We start from the raw sequence: 17,903 nt of genomic DNA on the forward strand, positions 1-17,903 counted from the left end.
AGCAACATTATTACCAGCCGTTCGATAGAAGCTGCCAAGCCAAGGATTGAGAGAGATGACGGACGTAACGGGCCCGGGAGCGGAGCCGCACGCCATGGCGGGTGCACAGACCCAAGCCATGGCCGAACTGACGCTGCGCGGGATCATACTCGGCGCGCTCATCACCCTCGTCTTCACGGCGGCGAACGTCTATCTGGGCCTCAAGATCGGCCTGACCTTCGCGACGTCGATTCCCGCAGCTGTCATCTCCATGGCGGTGCTGCGCCTGTTCGCCACCGGCACCATCCTGGAAAACAATATCGTCCAGACTATTGCCTCGGCAGCCGGCACGCTCTCGGCGATCATCTTCGTCCTGCCCGGCCTGGTCATCATCGGCTGGTGGCAGGGTTTCCCCTATTGGCTCTCCGCCTGCACCATCGCACTGGGCGGCATATTGGGCGTGATGTATTCGGTGCCGCTGCGCCGCGCGCTCGTCACCGGCTCCGACCTGCCCTATCCCGAAGGCGTCGCCGCCGCCGAAGTGCTGAAGGTCGGCGCCGGCTCACGCGAGGGGCTTGAGGAGAATAAGCGCGGACTGGCCGCCATCGTCGCCAGCGCGGTTGCCGCCGCCGGCTTCTCGATCATCGCCAAGACCCGCATCCTGGCGGAGGAAGCCGCTACCTTCTTCAAGTTCGGCGCGGGCGCGACGTCCGTCTCCACCAGCTTCTCCATGGCGCTGATCGGCGTCGGCCATCTGGTCGGCCTGTCGGTGGGCGTCGCCATGTTCATCGGCCTGCTCATCAGCTGGGTCGGCCTCGTTCCCTATCTCACCACGCCGCTGCCTGCCGGCGCGGAGCTGTCCGACATCGTCGGTACTGCCTTCCGCATGAAGGCGCGCTTCATCGGCGCCGGCACGATCGGTATCGCGGCGATCTGGACCCTGCTCAAGATTCTCGGACCCATCGTCAGCGGCATTCGCAGCGCGCTGGTCGCCAATGCCGCGCGCAAGTCCGGCAATGCCGATAGTCTCGACATCACCGAGCGCGACCTGCCGATCGGGATCGTGGGCGGCACCATCCTGGCTGCGCTGCTGCCGATCGGCGTGCTGCTCTGGGTCTTCGCGCAAGGCGGTCCGATTGCTGCCAATCCGGTACCGGTAATCGGCCTGACTTTGGCCTATGTGCTGGTCGCCGGCATCGTCATCGCATCGGTCTGCGGCTACATGGCGGGCCTGATCGGTGCATCGAACAGCCCGATCTCGGGCGTTGGCATCCTGGCCGTGCTGGGCGCGTCGCTGCTGCTCGCCGCCATCTACGGTTCGGGCCACAGCGATCCGTCGCAGACGCAAGCGCTGATTGCCTATGCGCTGTTCACCACCGCTATCATCTTCGGCATCGCCACCATCTCCAACGACAATCTTCAGGATCTCAAGACCGGCCAACTGGTCGGTGCGACCCCGTGGAAGCAGCAGGTGGCGCTGGTGCTCGGCGTGCTGTTCGGCGCGCTGGTCATTCCGCCGGTACTCGACCTGCTCAACAGCGCTTTCGGTTTCGCCGGCGCGCCTGGCGCTAAGGATAGTGCCCTGCCCGCGCCGCAGGCTGCGCTGATCTCCGCACTGGCCAAGGGCGTGCTGGGCGGCGACCTCGACTGGAACCTGATCGGCATCGGCGCCGGCATCGGCGTGGTTGTGATCGCGATCGACGAATTGCTGGGCAAGGCGGGCAAGCTGCGCCTGCCGCCGCTCGCGGTGGGCATGGGTATCTATCTGCCGATGGCACTGACCCTGCTGATCCCGGTCGGTGCGCTCATCGGCCATATCTACAATCGCTGGGCGCTGCGTCAGGCGAACCCGGAATTTGCCGAGCGCATGGGCGTGCTGATGGCCACCGGCTTCATCGTCGGCGAAAGCCTGTTCGGCGTCGCCTTTGCCGGCATCGTTGCCAGCACCGACAGCGACGCACCACTGGCACTGGTCGGGGAAAATCACTGGTCCGTGCCACTCGCCATTCTGGTGTTCGCCGGGGTGATCGCGGGCCTCTATGCGCGCCTGAAGCGCTGGGCCTCCGACCCATTGTAATATTTTGTAACAAGCGCCGTTTCATCGATCTGTAACGGAAACGGCATGAAGCTGTAAGGAAAGACCCGCAGTGGCGCCCCGAAGCGATGGGGGCGTCGCGGCATGTGCCGCTGGACTCCCTCGCTAACAGGGAGTCCATCATGAGTCGCATCCTCCGTGGCGTCAGCCGCGCCGCCATCGTCATTGCCCTTGCCACGCCGGCCGCCGCCCTGGCCGGCACCATCACCGGCACCGTCTCCGACGGTACCGGCACCCGCGCGCTCCAGTCCACCCAGCTGCGTATCGTCGAAAATGGCCGCGTCGCCGAAGCCGGCCGTGACGGTTCCTACCGCTTCCCCGACGTCGCCCCCGGCACCTACACGATCGAAGCGCGCTATGTCGGCGCCGATCCGGTCCGCACCACCGTGGTCGTTCCCACGTCGGGCGACATCGATGCCGACATCCGCATCGGTTCCGACATCGACAGCTCGATCATCGTCGTCGGTCAGGTCGCCAACCAGGCTTCCACCCTGTCGCGCCAGCGCGCCGCCGACGGTGTCGAAAGCGTCCTGACCCGCGACGCCATCGGCCAGTTCCCTGACCAGAACGTCGCCGAATCGATCCGCCGCCTGCCCGGCGTCAACATTCTGAACGATCAGGGCGAAGGCCGCTTCGTGTCGGTTCGTGGTCTTGACCCCGAACTCAACGCCGCGTCGATCAACGGCACCCGCGTCCCCGCGCCGGAAAGCGACGTCCGCTCGGTCGCGCTGGACGTCATCCCGTCCGAACTGATCGAATCGATCGAAATCAAGAAGTCGCTGACGCCGGACATGGACGGCGACACGATCGGCGCCTCGATCGAAATTAACACCACCAGCGCCTTCGACCGCAAGAAGGATCTCTACTCGGTCAAGCTGGAAGGCAGCTATAACGACTATGCCGACGCGCTGACACCCAAGGGCAGCTTCGATTTTTCGACCCGCCTGACCGACCGTTTCGGCATCGCCGGCGGCTTCAGCTATTACAAGCGCAAGTTCGAGAGCGACAATATCGAAGCAGCGGACTGGACCGAGAGCGATGACGGCGTCGCCTATGCCGAGGAAATCCAGTATCGCGACTATGACGTCGAGCGTAAGCGTCTGGGCGGGTCGCTGAGCCTCGACTGGCTGGCGACCGACACGACCAAACTCTACGCACGCGGCCTCTACAGCCAGTTCGAGGATCAGGAATATCGCGGCGACGTGATCTTCCAGATGAGCGGCGAACCGGAATCGGGCGACGCCACCAGCGCGCAATTCTCCGATGAAGACGACCGCATCCGCGTGCGTCGCCGCATGAAGGACCGCTTCGAAAAGCAGCGCATCAAGTCGCTGACCCTGGGCGGCGAAACCAACACTGGCCCGTGGAAGCTGACCTATTCGGGCAGTTGGTCGGAAGCCAGCGAGCGCGAGAATGGCTCGATCGACCCCACCCGTTTCCAGGCGGATTTCGAAGAAAATGGCGTGAATGTCGGCTTCGACTATTCCAACCCGATGAAGCCGACCTACACCGTCACCGGCAACACCGACGCCTTCTATGATGCGTCCAACTATGAATTTGACGAGCTGGAACGCACCACCCTGTCGAACTCCAAGGACCGCGAATATACGGTCAAGGGCGACATCAGCCGCGCCTTCGCGTCGGATAGCGGCACCTTCACTGTCCAGACCGGCATGAAGGCGCGCTGGCGCAAGAAGAGCTATAATCTCCAGTCCGACGTCTATGACGGCTATGATGGCGACTATACGCTCGCCGACGTGCTGGGTGGCCAGACCTATCGCATTCAGGACATCCTGCCGCAGGCGAGCCACACCGGCCCGAGCAACTTCTTCTACGATAACCAGTCCAATTTCGAACTGAACGAGTTCGACACATTGCTCAATTCGACCACGTCGGACTATTCGGTGACGGAAGACATCCTCGCCAGCTATCTGATGGGCCGTTGGGACAGCGACACGTTGCGCGTTATCGCCGGTGCCCGCGTCGAACAGACCCGTAACGACATCCGCGCCTTCCAGACGCTGGCCACCGGCGACGAAGTCGAGGATATCACGATCACACCGACCCGTTTCGTGCGCAACTATACCAACTGGCTGCCCAGCGTGACGGTACGCTATGAACCAGTGCGCAACCTCGTCTTCCGTTTCGGCGGCTATAAGAGCCTGGTGCGTCCCAAACTGTCTAACCTGGCACCCCGCTTCGACATCAACGAAGATGGCGAGGCCACGCTCGGCAACCCGAACCTGAAGCCTTACAATGCCTGGAACATGGACGTTTCGGCCGAATGGTATTTCGGCACCAACGCGGCCCTGACCGGCGGCTTCTTCTGGAAGTCGATCAAGGACTTCGTGGTCGAGCAGACCATCGAGGAAGCAGGCACCATCTACGGCGTCGATTACAATCAGCTGACGACCTACATCAATGGCGACAAGGCGAAGATCAAGGGCTTCGAACTGTCCTACAGCCAGGTATTCAGCTTCCTGCCCGCGCCGTTCGACGGCCTGCTGCTGAACGCCAACTATACCTACACCGATGCCAAGGGCACGGTGCTGACGGACGGCGACATCGCCGATCCGCGCAGCATCCCGCTGGTTTCCTCGTCCAAGAATACGTTCAACCTCGTCCTCGGCTATGAAAAGGGTCCGATCTCGCTGCGCGCGGCGGGCACCTATCGCGACAAATATCTGGACGAAGTGGGCGGCAAGGCGGAAGACGACCGTTATGTCGACGATCATTTCCAGCTCGACCTGAGCGCAAAATATCGCGTCGCACCGGGCGTCCGGGTGTTCGCCGAGTGGATCAACGCCACCAACGAACCCTATTTCGCCTATCAGAACTACGCCGGTTCCAAGCGCCTGCTGCAATATGAGGAATATAACTGGACCGCGAAGTTCGGCGTCACCGCCAGCTTCTGATCCATCCGAATTCCCCTGCTTGCCGGTTGCGCCCTTGCGCGGCCGGCAAGTCCCGTTTCCGGGAGACCTACATGTTCCGCCTCACCCTGTCCGCCCTGCTTCTGGCCACCGCCGCGCCGCTGGCGGCCCAGCCTGCCGCCACCCCACCCATCCCGCGTTCGGCAGGCACGCCCTATGCCCCGCGCAATCTGCCCGACCGCATCATGCTGACGCCCGCCGCCGATCCGTCGCGCGGCATGGCGGTCGCCTACCGCACCGATTCCGCGCAAACCGCCAGCGAAGCGCAGGTCGCCATCTCCGTCGACGGCCCGACGCTGGAGGAAAAGGCGACGACCGTGACCGGTCCTGCCGGAACGGCGAAGGACAGCGCCAATGGTCCGGCGCTCTACCATCAGATACGCTTCGACAATCTGACGCCCGACACCGTCTATGCCTATCGGCTGAAGGGCAGCGCTGGCTGGACCGAATGGCTGCAATTCCGCACGGCGGCGGCAGAGGCAAAGCCCTTCCGCTTCCTTTATCTGGGCGATATCCAGAACGGCATCCTGACCTATGCCAGCCGGGTGATCCGTCAGGCTTTCCACGCCAATGGCGGGATCGAGCTGGTCGTCCATGCCGGCGATCTGGCGGCCCAGCGCGACGACCTGGACCATGACGACGAATGGGGCGAATTCAATCAGGCGGCCGGTTACAACTGGTCGATCGTCCCGCAGCTGCCCGCCACCGGCAATCACGAATATGTCGATGTGGTGAAGCCTGACGAGACAGAAAGCCGCAAGCTCGGCCCCTATTTCCCGCTACAATTCGCGCTGCCGGACAATGGCGTACCGGGCCTCAAGACCACCTATTTTGTCGATTATCAGGGCGTCCGCTTCATCATCCTCGATGGCACCTCGGCCATCGATCTGAGCACGATGCAGCAGCAGACACAATGGCTGGACGCCACGCTCGCTTCCAGCAAGGCCAAGTGGAATGTCGTGCTGTTCCACCAGCCCGTCTTCACCTGCGCCCGGCCGCAGGATACGTCGGAAGTGAAGGCCGCGTGGAAACCGGTCTTCGACAGGCGCAAGGTCGATCTGGTGCTGCAAGGCCATGATCATTGCTACAGCCGCCTGACGTCAGAAGCGGGACGCGAAGCCTCCGCGCAGGCGCGCAAGGACGGCGCAATTCAGGGGCCGGTCTATCTCGTGTCCGTCACCGGCTCGAAAATGTACGGCCTCAACGACCGCGCCCGCACCCAGCCGGACAAGACCGCCGAGGCGACCGAACTCTATCAGGTTGTCGATGTGGATGGCGATCGCTTGAAGTTCCGTACCTTCACCGCATCGGGCAAGCTCTATGACGGGTTCGATCTGGAGAAGCGGGCGGATGGCAACCATCTGACCGATACGAATGAACCCACGATCGCGGTACGCACCTGCACCGGCAATATCGGCCCTGATGGCGGCAAATGCGTCGCGCGCGGCAAGTGAGGACCATCAAGATGAAGCGTCTCGCCCTTTCCCTGACCAGCCTGCTGGTGCTTTCCGCCTGTGCCACCGCCGAGCAGGAAGTGCCGGTCGAAGTCCGCATCGCCAATGCGACGCCGGCCGTGAATGTTACCGCGCGCGGCGAAACCACGCCGGTCGGCACGCCCAATGCCGACGCAGCGGATGATCCGGCGATCTGGCGCAATGCCGCCAATCCCGCGCAGAGCCTGATCGTGGGGACCGACAAGAAGGCCGGCCTCTATGTCTATGGCCTGGACGGCAAGACCCGCGATTTCCTCGACGCGGGCCGGGTCAATAATGTCGACCTGCGCGATGGCGTCGCGATAAATGGCGGCAACGGCATCCTCGTCGTTGCGAGCGACCGCAATGACGTGGCGAACGCAAAGCTGGCCCTGTTCCGACTTGATCCCAATACCGCGAAGATCAGCGCATTGGGCAAGGTCGATGGCGGCAAGGGCGAAGCCTATGGCATCTGCATGTATCGCGCGCCGGAAGCGATCTACGCCTTCATCGTGCTGAAGGATGGCACGGTGAATCAGGTCGCGCTCGACGCATCGGGCGCGACGCCCACCGGCAAGATGGTCCGCACGATGAAGCTCGGCACCCAGTCGGAAGGCTGCGCCGTGGATGACCGTACCGGCATCCTCTATGTGGCGGAGGAAGATGTCGGCCTGTGGCGGTTCGACGCCCGCGCGACCGGAGCGATCACGCCCACCAAGATCGCGACGGCGGACGGCAAGAATCTGGTCATGGATGCCGAAGGCGTCGCCATCGCCCCGATCGGTGAGAAGGACGGCTATGTCCTCGTCTCCAGCCAGGGCGACAATGCCTATGTCGCCTATCGCCTCAGCGACGATTCCTATGTCGGCCGCTTCCGCGTGGTCGACGGAGCCATCGGCGGATCGGAGGAAACCGACGGCATCGACCTGATGCTGGGCGATTTCGGCCCGGCCTATCCCGGCGGCCTGTTCGTCGCGCAGGACGGCCATAACGCGGCGGCAGCGCAGAATTTCAAGCTGGTCGCATGGGGCGATATCGCGAAGGCGCTTAACCTGCCCCGCTGACGTCCCACTAATGGTGGATTGCCCTCTCCGCGCCAACAGGCGACAAGGCTGGAAAGAGCCATGGAGAGGGCATGACCATCAAGGCAAGCTATGACGCGAAGCGCATGACGGCGGATCAGGCCGTCGCCCTGATCCCGAACGGCGCGAAGATCGCCACAGGTCTTGCCGTCAGCTTTCCGCCCGCGCTGGCCGCCGCACTGGCCGATCGGGTCCGTGCTGGCAACCTTGAAGGTGCCAGCATCTATACCATGCTGCCGCCCGCCGGATCAGCCGCGCCGATCCTGTCCTCCGATCTGGCCGATCGCATTCGGCAGGTCAGCCTGTTTCATGGCGGCGTAGAGCGTTCGGGCGACGCCGCACGGCTGAATGAACATGGACCGTTCATCGATGTGTTGCCGGTGCAGTTCCACCAGATTCCCCGCACGCTGACCGATCATATCGGCGTCGATACCTTCATCACCACCGTATCCAATATGGACGCCAATGGCTGTTTCAGCCTGGGCACCGACGCCGACTATGCGCTGGCCGTCGCGCGCAGCGGCGCCCGGCTGATCGTGGAGGTCAATCCGGCCATGCCCTATGTCCATGGCGACTGCATGATCCATGTGTCGGATGTGGCGGCCCTCATTGAACATCATGTTCCGCTCTGTCAGGTGCCTGCCCTGCCGCGCAACGCCACTGACGACGCGATCGGCGCGATCATTGCGGGCATGGTGGAGGATGGCGCCTGCCTGCAAATGGGCATCGGCGCGGTGCCGGATGCGGTCTGCGCGGCGCTGATGGGGCACAGGCATCTGGGCATCCACACCGAATTGCTGACCCCCGGCCTCGTCGGCCTGATCCGAACGGGCGTGGTGGATAACAGTGCCAAGGCGCTGCATCCGGGCAAGTCGGTCTTCACCTTCGCCATGGGCGACCAGTCGCTCTACGACTTCATCCACGACAATGTGGCGGTCGCCGCCCATCCGGTCGAATATGTCAACGCCCCGCACATTATCGCGCAGAATGACCGTGTGCTGTCCGTCAATGCGACGATCCAGATGGACCTGAGCGGTGCCTGCAATTCGGAGTTTATGAACCGGCGCCAATATAGTGGCACCGGCGGCCAGCTGGATTTCGTGCGCGGCGCCTATGCGTCGAAGGGCGGCCGGTCCATCATCGCCTGCCATTCGACGGCGGCGAAGGGGACTGTGTCGCGCATCGTGCCGTGGCTGGATGGCCCGGTAACCACACCGCGCACCGATACGCATATCGTCGTCACGGAGTTCGGCTGGGCTGACATGAAGGGCAAGAGCCTGTCCGAGCGCGCAAAGGCGCTGATCGCCATTGCCCATCCCGATTTTCGCGAGGATCTGGCCCGCGCTGCCCGCGACCGGCGCCTGATGGCCTGAACCAAAAAGGGCGGCCTTTGCGAGCCTCCCTTCCCATTCCTTATTTCTTCGCGAACCATGCTGCGGTCGGTGCCTTCAGCCGGCCGCGCGCCTCGATCCGCGTCTGGATCGCGGCGATGGAGCGATCCACCACCTTGCGCGATTCGGGCGTCAGATATTGGGTCGCATAGGCATCCAGCTTGGTCACCATCGCCGGGTCGGCCGATCCGCCGCCCAGACGGGCCAGCGCCTGGCTGCGCGCCGACACGTCGATCAGCGCCTCATATTGCGCCTTGTGCGCCAGCACATAGTCGACCGCCTGCATCGGGTGCGCCGCACCGACCTGCCCGATGATCGCAGCGCTGGTGGTCTTGCCCGGCTCATCGGTCAGGGCGAGGTCGAGCGCCTGCGCGCTCAATTTCTCGTCCTTCGCCTTGCCCAGCAGCGCATAGACGGTGCTCTTCTCCAGGTCGCTCTGCGCGCCCTTCGCCATGGCGCGCAGCTTGTCCCAGGTGGACTGATCCGCATTTTCCGCGATGATGCCGAGCCACACATTGCGCAGCGGTCCGTCGAGCGCGGCAGGATTGCTCGCCAGCGCGGCAAAGCGCTTGTTGGCTTCCGCCACCACGGCCTTGTCGCCCATGCTGCCCAGCGTCGCGACCAGACTGGTACGCAGCACCGGCACCTGCGGCCCTTCGCCAGCCTTAGCGTCATATCCGATGGCGGCCAGCGCGGGGGTCAGCTTCTTCGACGCATAGGCGGCGACCTTCGCCCGAGCGGCGGCATCACCCTCCAGCATGTCATAGCTGCTCTTGAGGTAGGACGGCACTTCGGCCAGTACGGCGGGGCTGCCATTGGCGGGCACCGCGTCGACCAGATCCAGCGCCAGCCCGATCGGCTGGTATCCGCCCAGCGCCAGCTGGAAATTGTCCGCCATCAGGCCAGTCTGGTCCATGCCGGACAGCGTGCCAAAACCCTTGGCCAGCGCCTTCATATTTTCGGCCGGATAGAGCGAGCGATAATAGCCCGTCTGCCCCGCATTGATGACATAGGCGCCGCAACCCGGCAGCGTGATCTGCCCCTTGCCGCCGGACAGGATCAGGCGCTGCGCCTCCCCGCCCAGCGTCTGCGCCTTCACCGGCACGTTCCAGCTTTGGGGCGCCTTGTCCTTCGCATCGCGGCTATATTCGCCCTGGCTCAGCGTCAGCAGCGTGTTGCCGCCCTGGCACTGCGCGCTTTCCACCTTGACCAGCGGAATGCCCGGCTTGCTGGTGAAATCATGCGCGATGCTGACCAGCCCCTTGGCGCCAGCGCCCTCGACCGCCTTCCACAGATCGTCGGTCACGGTGTTACCATAGGCATGGGCCTTCATGTAGGACTGGATACCCGCCTTCCACGCATCCTCGCCGGCATAGCCTTCCAGCATGGTGATGACCGCTTCGCCCTTCTGGTAGGTGATGGCGTCGAACGCCTGATTCACCTCGTCCACCGTGTGAATCTTCTGCACGACCGGATGGGTGGTCTTCAATGCATCAAGGCTCATCGCCCGCTCGCGCCCGTCGACGCGCGACAGCAGGGTTTCCCATTCCGGGTTCAGCTTATCGGTGACCTTGGTCGCCATCCAGCTGGCGAAACCCTCGTTCAGCCAGAGATCGTCCCACCAGGCCATCGTGACGAGATCGCCGAACCACTGATGCGCCATTTCATGCGCCACGATCTCGTAGATGGTGCGCTTCGTCTCTTCGGAGGTGAAGCGCGGATCGACCAGCAGCGCGCGCTCGAAGGTGAAGATCGCGCCCCAATTCTCCATCGCGCTGAAGAACTGACTCTGGCCCGGCCCCGCGACATTGTCGAGCTTGGGCAACGGGAAGGGCACGCCGAAATAATCGTCATAATAGGGCAGGATCGCCGCCGACGCATCAAGCGCCAGTTGCGCTTTCCCCGTATTGCCCTTGCCGGTGATGACGCCGACTTCGACATTGCCCGCCATCTTGGTCGCACGGTCCAGTTCGCCAAGGCCAAAGAAGAGCAGGTAGGACGACATTTTGGGGCTCGTGCCGAACGTCACCAGCTTCTTGCCGCCGCCAATGTCCTTGCTCGCCTTGACGGGCATGTTGCCGACCGCCAACTGGTCCGCGGGAACCACTGCGGAGAGGTCGAACGTTGCCTTGTAGCTAGGCTCGTCGAAGCTCGGCACGAAGCGGCGGGCATCGGGCGCCTCGAACTGGGTGAAGAGCGCACGCTTTGCCGCACCGGCATTGTCGGTATAGTCGAGCGCGAACAGGCCGTTTGCCTGCTGGTTGATGATACCGGCATAGGTAATGGCGAGCGTGTAGCTGCCCGGCTGGACCGGCTTGCCGAAATCGAACGTGACGGTCTGCGCGTCAGCATCGACCTTGGCGGTACCGGTGATCGACTTGCCCTTCACGGGCGTCAGCGTGACGGTGGAGACGGTCAGGTCCGCCGCGTTCAGCACCAGCGTGGGCAGCGCAGTCGCGACAGTCACGTCGATCGATGCCTTGCCGGTGAATTTCAGGTTCGCCGTATCCGGCGTCACCTCGATCGCATAATGGCTGGGCGCAGCGCCGCGCGGCAATTGGGTAGTGATCCCGGCAGCGGGGCCGGCAGGCGCAGCGGTCTGGGCAAGAACAGGCGTCGCCAACGCGACCGGGGCAGCCGCGATCAGCAGCGGCAGGATTTTCTTATACGACATAGGGTTTCAGACTCCGACACGTCTTTTTCCGGCGCAATGAGACACTATCACGCGCCGCTATGCAACGCGGGATCGGCCCTTTGGCTGCGGGGGTCAAGTGAACTCTCCGCAAGATGATGTCGTTGGTCGAACCCTGTTGCCCGTTCGTCAAACACCGCATCGACGCACAGCAACGGGCCGATCGGTGCACAGCCGCAGCGGCATGGACAAGGCGCCAGACCCGAACGCTTGCACAGTATAGCGGCGTACGCCATGGTGCGTTGCCCAGGGGGGAAATATGCACAATATCAAAAGACTGCTTACAGCAGCCTGCATGACGCTTGGCGTCGTTCAGGCCATGCCCATTCTTGCACAGACATCCGAACCGTCAGCCGTACCTTCGGCGCCCGTCGTCATACGCACACCGCCACCCGTTCCGGCGCCACCCGTTCCGGCCACGCCAGCCTCTCTTCGCGGCACGAAAATCCTGTTCTACGATTTTCTCGACGTCCGGGAGGCCGAATTTACGCCCGCCGTCCTGACCGAGATGGAAAGTCAGTTGATCGGGGAACTGGGACAGAATCAGGTTTCAGCAGAACTGATCCGATTCAAGGACACCCCCACCGGACTGTCCTTCGCCAACGCCATGGGCGGCGCGATGATCCCCGTGGGAGAAGTCATCAGTTCCCAGAAAGCGCGGGAGGCGGAAGCCGGGATACGCTACCGCCTGATCGCCTTTCCTGCCGATTTCCAGAGCATCGGCGCCTGGCGTCACTATGCGATCCGCTGGCTGGTGATCGACGCCGCGACCAACCAGATCGTCCTGCGGTCGGAATATGCTGGCAAGCATATGGTCATGTGGAAGAACAGCGAAAATGCCGCCGCGCGCGCCAAGAAGCTGGTTGGCCACATCATGATGGCCATGCTGTCCCAATCGCTGATCTGATCCACTGCCTTCAGCAGAATATGGGCGGGGTGACCTCAGCCCCGCCCGCGATAGCCCGGCACATCCTGCGGCGGCAGCCACAGACCGGCTGGCGGCTCGTCCGACTGCCAGAAAACGTCGATCGGGATGCCGCCACGCGGATACCAGTATCCGCCGATGCGCAGCCATATGGGCTTCATCTCGTCGAACAGACGCTGGCCGATGCCCACGGTGCAATCCTCATGGAAGGCGGCATGGTTGCGGAAACTGCCCAGGAACAGCTTCAGTGACTTCGACTCCACGATCGTCTCGGCCGGGGCATAGTCGATCACCAGATGGGCGAAGTCGGGCTGACCCGTCACCGGACAAAGCGAGGTAAATTCGGGCGCAGTGAAACGCACCAGATAGGGCTTGCCGGGCCGTGGATTGGGCACATAGTCCAGCACGGCCTGTTCAGGGCTGGCGGGCAGCGCACTGGTCTGGCCCAGATGCAGCGGAGTCGTGGGAAGGTCGGTCATGACCGGCCATCTACGCGATCGCACGGCTGATGTCAGCCTTTCGCATTGTTCACTTGCGGTTCAGCCATTCTTGTGCCTTGGCTGAGCCATGGGGTCTCATATTCGTCCGTTGCTTTTCGCCGCGCCGCTAATGCTGGCAGCGCCTGTCCATGCTCAGCAGACCGACGCCCCGGCCGGCGGTTTCCAGCTGCCGCCGACGGGCAGCACCCCGGCGCCTGATCCCAATCGGCAGGGGCCTGAACTCAACGTCTATCGCGATCCGGTGACGCCCCGCGCGACCCCGCCAGTGGTCGCACCCACGGTCACGCCGCCGACCGCCACGGTGCAGCCGACGCCCGCGCCGCAGACCAACCGCCCGCGCCCGGCACAGGCGACGCCGCCAGCCGAACCCCGCCCGACCCGCCCTGCCGAGCGCCCGACCTCGACGCCGCCCGCCCAGACGCGCCCCGCGCCCGTGGCATCCGCACCTGCCGAGCCGGCCCCGATCGAGGCAGACAATGCCGCCGCCAACAGCAGCACGCCGGTTGTCCCACCCGTCCAGCCGCTCCCGGCCCCCGCCACCAATGCGGTCGACAGCCCGGAAACCGCACCTGCCGCCACTCCGGCGCCGGCCGAGGAGGGCTTCAGCCTGCCCTGGATCATCGCCGCCATCGTCGCGGCGCTGGTCGTGCTGGCCGGCCTTATCCTCCTGCGCCGCCGCCGGCCGACCGCATCGCGTGACGAAGCGCCCGCTCCGACCCGTACGCCCACACCCGTCGCCAAGCCCAGGGCCGCCGTCCCGCCGCCGCCCGCACCCGACCCCGCCGAAAGCCTGCATGTCCCCGCCCCAGTCCCCACCGCAGTCACAGCCGCCGCGACCGATCGCCCATGGATCGACATGGACATGGCTGTGGGTCAGGCCCGCTATTCGCTGATGGGCGTGACGATCAGCTATGCGCTGATCCTGCACAATCGCGGCGACCGCCCGGCGCAGGATGTGCTGGTGCGCGGCATGATCGGCAATGGCGGCACACAGCAGCAGGCAGTGTTGCAAGGTTTCTTCACCGGACAGGACGGCCTGCCGCTGCACAGCGCCGTCGTGATCCAGCCTGACGAGACGATCCAGCTGAACGGCGAACTGCGCCTGACGACCGACGAGATCGTGCCGGTCGAAATGGGCCAGCGCACGCTGCTCATCCCGCTCGCCGCCTTCGATGCCGGCTATCGCTGGGGCACGGAAGAGGGCGAAGCGGTCGGTCAGGGTCGCACCGCCCGCGCCTTCATCGTCGGGCAGGAACAGGAACCGCCGGCCGCCCGGCTCGCGCCGCTGCGCCTCGATCAGGGGCCGCGCCAATATCGCCGGCCCGCCGCCCGCGCCGCCGCCGAACTGACGCCAGCCTGAAGCCCCCTTTCCAGCCCCGCTTCGGCGTCCTACTGTCAGTCCCAGAGGCAGAATGAGAAGGCCGAAGGGAGCCGCATGAGCATTTTCGTTACGACCGACTGGCTGGCCGGCCAACTGGGCGCGTCCGACATCGTCATCCTCGACGCCAGCCTGTTCCTGCCCGGCACGCCCCGCGACGCTCGCGCCGAATTTGAGGCCGCCCATATTCCCGGCGCGGCCTTCATGGATCTGCCGACGCTCTCCGATCCCGAAGACCCGGTGCCGGGTCAGTTGCCGCCAAACGACCTGATGACACAGCGGATGCAGGCGCTGGGCGTCAACGCCGACAGTCGCATCATCATCTATGACAACAGCCCGACCCACAGCGCCGCGCGCGGCTGGTTCATGATGCGCGTCTATGGCCTCGGCACGTCTGCCGCGATCCTGGACGGCGGCCTGCCCAAATGGATCGCCGAAGGTCACGCAACCGAAAGCGGCACACCCGTCATCGCCCCCGGCAATGCCGTCGCCCGGCTCGACCGTGCGCAGGTGCGCAACAAGGCCGACATTCTCGCCAATATCGATAGCGGCGAAGCCCAACTGCTCGATGCGCGCGGCGCCGGCCGCTTCACCGGTGCAGAAGCGGAACCGCGCCCCGGCATGGCGTCGGGCCATATTCCCGGCAGCCGCAACATTCCCTCTTCCGCCTTCTTCGCCGCCGACAACAGCATGAAGCAGGGCGACGAGCTGCGCCGCCTGCTAGCTGACGCCGGCACCGATTTCGATCGTCCGATCATCACTACCTGCGGCAGCGGCGTAACCGCCGCCATCATCCTCGCCGGACTGGAATCGTTGGGGAAGACCGACGTAGCCCTTTATGACGGCAGCTGGTCCGAATGGGGCTTCGATCCCGCCACGCCGAAAGCTACAGGCGCGGCATGAGCGATACGGACGACCGCAAGCCCCTGACCAAACTGGCGCAGGCGGGCCGCAAGCCGGAATGGACCGGCATGCCGGGGCAACCCGGCGGCATCGTCAGCGCGCCGGTCTGGCGCGCCTCCACCATCCTCTATGACGATGTCGCCCATCTGCGGAAGGCGGCGGGCAGCAGCACCCATGAGCGGCTCTTTTACGGGCGCAAGGGCACACCGACCGCCTGGAGCCTTGCCGACGCGCTCACCGAAATGGAGCCGGGGGCGGATGGCACGATGCTCTATCCCTCGGGCGTCGCGGCGATCGCCTGTGCGCTGATGGCAGTGCTGAGGCCCGGCGACCGGCTGCTGATGGTCGACAGCGCCTATGACCCGACCCGCAATTTCTGCGAACAGATGCTGCGCCCCTATGGCGTCGAGACGATCTATTATGATCCGGCCGACGTTGCCGCACTCGACGCGCATCTGGCCAGCGGCCCGGTCCGTGCGCTCTTCCTCGAAAGCCCCGGCAGCCTGACCTTCGAGGTGCAGGATGTCCCGGCGCTCACCGCATGGGCGAAGACCAATGATGTCGTCACCCTTCTCGACAATACCTGGGCCACGCCGCTCTATTTCCCGGCCATGGCGCATGGCGTGGATATCACCATCCTCGCCTGCACCAAATATATCGTCGGCCATAGCGACGTGATGATGGGCAGCGTCACCGCCACCGCCGACTGGTTCGCCAAGATCCGCCAGACCGCCTATCTGTTCGGGCAGATGGTCAGCCCCGACGACGCCTGGCTCGCCTCGCGCGGGTTGCGCACGCTGGGCGTTCGCCTGAAACAGCATCGGGACAGCGCGCTCGCTATCGCCCATTGGCTGAAGGATCAGCCGGACATCGCCTGCGTCCTCCACCCCGCCTTGCCTGACTGCCCTGGCCATGCGCTGTGGCAGCGCGACTTCAGCGGTTCGACCGGCCTGTTCAGCTTCATCCTGAAGGGCGGGGACGAGGCCGCGCGTGCCGCGCTCATCGACGGCCTCGCCCATTTCGGCATCGGTTACAGTTGGGGCGGCTTCGAAAGCCTCGCCCTCCCCATCGACCCTGCCCGTTACCGCACGGCGACACGATGGGACGCGGAAGGTCCGGCCATCCGGCTGCACATCGGCCTCGAAGATCCGGACGACCTGATCGCCGATCTCGACGCCGGCCTTGCCCGCTTCCGCACCGTCCGGGACGGAAGCTGACGCGATGGGCCCCGCCCTGTCCGACCTGATCATGCTGCTGCCGGGCGATCCCGACATCGTCCAGCCGCTCGTCGCGCTGGCCCTGTCCATCCTCCTCTATGCCGCCGCCTGGGGCCTCGCCCGGCTGATGGCCCCGCGCCTGCGCCGACGCCTGCCGACGCTGGGCGATGCGATGGCAGGCCATGTCCGCGCCATCTTGCGCCATGGCACCGCCGCATTGCTCCTGACGCTCGCCCTGCCGTTCTTCCCCAAGGATGCACTTGGCCATCTGGTCATGGGCATCGCGCTGGGCGGCGCCGTGGCCTTGCTGTCCATTCATATCCTGAAGGGTCTGGCCATGCCGCGCTGGGCGGTGGTGCCACTCGCGCTCGTCCTTTTCATCCTGATCGTATCGGGCAGCGGCGGCGGCATCGCACCGGTCAGCGAAATGCTCGACGGCATCGGCATGAATCTCGGCAAGCGGCGCATCACCCTGCTCGGCCTGCTGTCGATCGCGGCCACCTGCGTCGCCCTGTTCGCCGCCGTCCGTCTCGCCAACCGGGTTATCGGCCGATCGATCCAGAAGGCCGACGGCTTCGACCCGACGCAGAAATTGCTGGCGCAGAAACTCGCCGCCATCACCGTGATCGTCGCCGCCTTCTTCATCGGCGTCGACCTGCTTTCGATCGACCTCACCGCCTTTGCCGTCTTCTCCGGCGCGCTCGGTCTGGCCATCGGTTTCGGCCTGCAAAAGACGTTCGGTAACCTGATCGCCGGCATCATCCTGCTGATGGACCGATCGATCAAGCCGGGCGACGTCATCGTCGTGGGAGACAGCTTCGGCTGGGTGAACAAGATCGGCGTGCGCGCCGTCTCCGTCATCACCCGCGACGGCAAGGAACATCTGATTCCCAACGAGAATCTGATGACGCAGGAGGTGGAGAACTGGTCCTATTCCGACCGCAACGTCCGCGTCCGCATCCCCGTCGGCATCGCTTTCGACAGCGACCTGAAGCTCGCCCAGCAACTCATGCTCCAGGCCGCGCAGGAAAGCCCGCGCGTGCTGCGCAATCCCAAGCCGAATGTCTGGCTCACCAGCTTCGGGGAAAGCCGGGTGGAGCATGACATCCTCGTCTGGATCAGCGATCCGGAGGGCGGCGTCGGCAATGTAAAATCGGACGTGCTGGGTCGCGTCTGGCAGTTGTTCCGCGACCATGACATCGCCATCCCCTATCCGCAGCGCGTCATTCATCAGGCGCCGGACAGCAAGCAGCCATAAATCGCTAAAGCGCAGAAAAGCGCGCGTTTCGCTGCATTTGCGGCCATCTTTCGATGCGAGCGATCTGCATTTTGTTGC

At 64.5% G+C, this 17,903-nt stretch carries 12 protein-coding genes; 10 read left to right on the forward strand and 2 right to left on the reverse strand.

Going from position 1 to position 17,903, the window contains the following annotated elements:
* Positions 1-118 precede the first annotated feature (118 nt).
* The 5 genes from ACNHGR_RS11700 (at position 119) to ACNHGR_RS11720 (ending at position 8,934) form a co-directional block, all read left to right on the forward strand.
* Positions 119-2,056: an OPT family oligopeptide transporter gene (locus tag ACNHGR_RS11700; protein ID WP_475288398.1), complete on the forward strand. Its 1,938-nt coding sequence runs from the start codon at positions 119-121 to the stop codon at positions 2,054-2,056.
* Positions 2,057-2,196: 140 nt separating this feature from the next.
* The gene (locus ACNHGR_RS11705; protein WP_475286271.1) at positions 2,197-4,989 is read left to right on the forward strand and encodes a TonB-dependent receptor; all 2,793 of its coding nucleotides are present in this window, start codon (positions 2,197-2,199) and stop codon (positions 4,987-4,989) included.
* 71 nt (positions 4,990-5,060) lie between these two features.
* A complete protein-coding gene (locus ACNHGR_RS11710; protein ID WP_475286272.1) occupies positions 5,061-6,461 on the forward strand; it encodes a purple acid phosphatase family protein in 1,401 nt (466 codons plus the stop codon).
* Positions 6,462-6,472: 11 nt separating this feature from the next.
* A complete protein-coding gene (locus ACNHGR_RS11715; protein ID WP_475286274.1) occupies positions 6,473-7,543 on the forward strand; it encodes a phytase in 1,071 nt (356 codons plus the stop codon).
* A gap of 71 nt (positions 7,544-7,614) precedes the next feature.
* Positions 7,615-8,934: an acetyl-CoA hydrolase/transferase family protein gene (locus tag ACNHGR_RS11720; protein ID WP_475286276.1), complete on the forward strand. Its 1,320-nt coding sequence runs from the start codon at positions 7,615-7,617 to the stop codon at positions 8,932-8,934.
* Positions 8,935-8,974: 40 nt separating this feature from the next.
* Here the strand turns inward: ACNHGR_RS11720 and ACNHGR_RS11725 are convergent, their stop codons facing one another.
* Positions 8,975-11,626, reverse strand: a complete 2,652-nt coding sequence (locus tag ACNHGR_RS11725) for a M1 family metallopeptidase (RefSeq protein ID WP_475286278.1) — start codon at positions 11,624-11,626, stop codon at positions 8,975-8,977.
* A 277-nt stretch (positions 11,627-11,903) separates the two neighbouring features.
* On the opposite strand from ACNHGR_RS11725, the gene ACNHGR_RS11730 reads away from it, so the two are divergent.
* Positions 11,904-12,551, forward strand: coding sequence for a hypothetical protein (locus ACNHGR_RS11730; protein WP_184267469.1), 648 nt, complete (start codon positions 11,904-11,906; stop codon positions 12,549-12,551).
* 35 nt (positions 12,552-12,586) lie between these two features.
* Here the strand turns inward: ACNHGR_RS11730 and queF are convergent, their stop codons facing one another.
* Positions 12,587-13,048, reverse strand: coding sequence for a preQ(1) synthase (queF, locus tag ACNHGR_RS11735; protein ID WP_184267471.1), 462 nt, complete (start codon positions 13,046-13,048; stop codon positions 12,587-12,589).
* 88 nt (positions 13,049-13,136) lie between these two features.
* Here queF and ACNHGR_RS11740 point away from each other — a divergent pair, with 88 nt between their 5' ends.
* The 4 genes from ACNHGR_RS11740 to ACNHGR_RS11755 all read left to right on the forward strand — a co-directional run bounded on the left by ACNHGR_RS11740 (position 13,137) and on the right by ACNHGR_RS11755 (position 17,825).
* Positions 13,137-14,429: a hypothetical protein gene (locus tag ACNHGR_RS11740; protein WP_475286281.1), complete on the forward strand. Its 1,293-nt coding sequence runs from the start codon at positions 13,137-13,139 to the stop codon at positions 14,427-14,429.
* 75 nt (positions 14,430-14,504) lie between these two features.
* A complete protein-coding gene (gene sseA / locus ACNHGR_RS11745) occupies positions 14,505-15,350 on the forward strand; it encodes a 3-mercaptopyruvate sulfurtransferase (RefSeq protein WP_475286283.1) in 846 nt (281 codons plus the stop codon).
* Positions 15,347-16,567, forward strand: a complete 1,221-nt coding sequence (gene metC, locus ACNHGR_RS11750) for a cystathionine beta-lyase (RefSeq protein ID WP_475286285.1) — start codon at positions 15,347-15,349, stop codon at positions 16,565-16,567. The genes sseA and metC overlap by 4 nt, the downstream gene beginning before the upstream one ends.
* A gap of 4 nt (positions 16,568-16,571) precedes the next feature.
* Positions 16,572-17,825 (forward strand): mechanosensitive ion channel family protein, encoded by a 1,254-nt coding sequence (locus ACNHGR_RS11755; RefSeq protein ID WP_475286287.1) that lies wholly within the window; start codon positions 16,572-16,574, stop codon positions 17,823-17,825.
* Positions 17,826-17,903: the final 78 nt, after the last annotated feature.

It is taken from the genome of Sphingobium sp. RS1 (assembly GCF_056156825.1).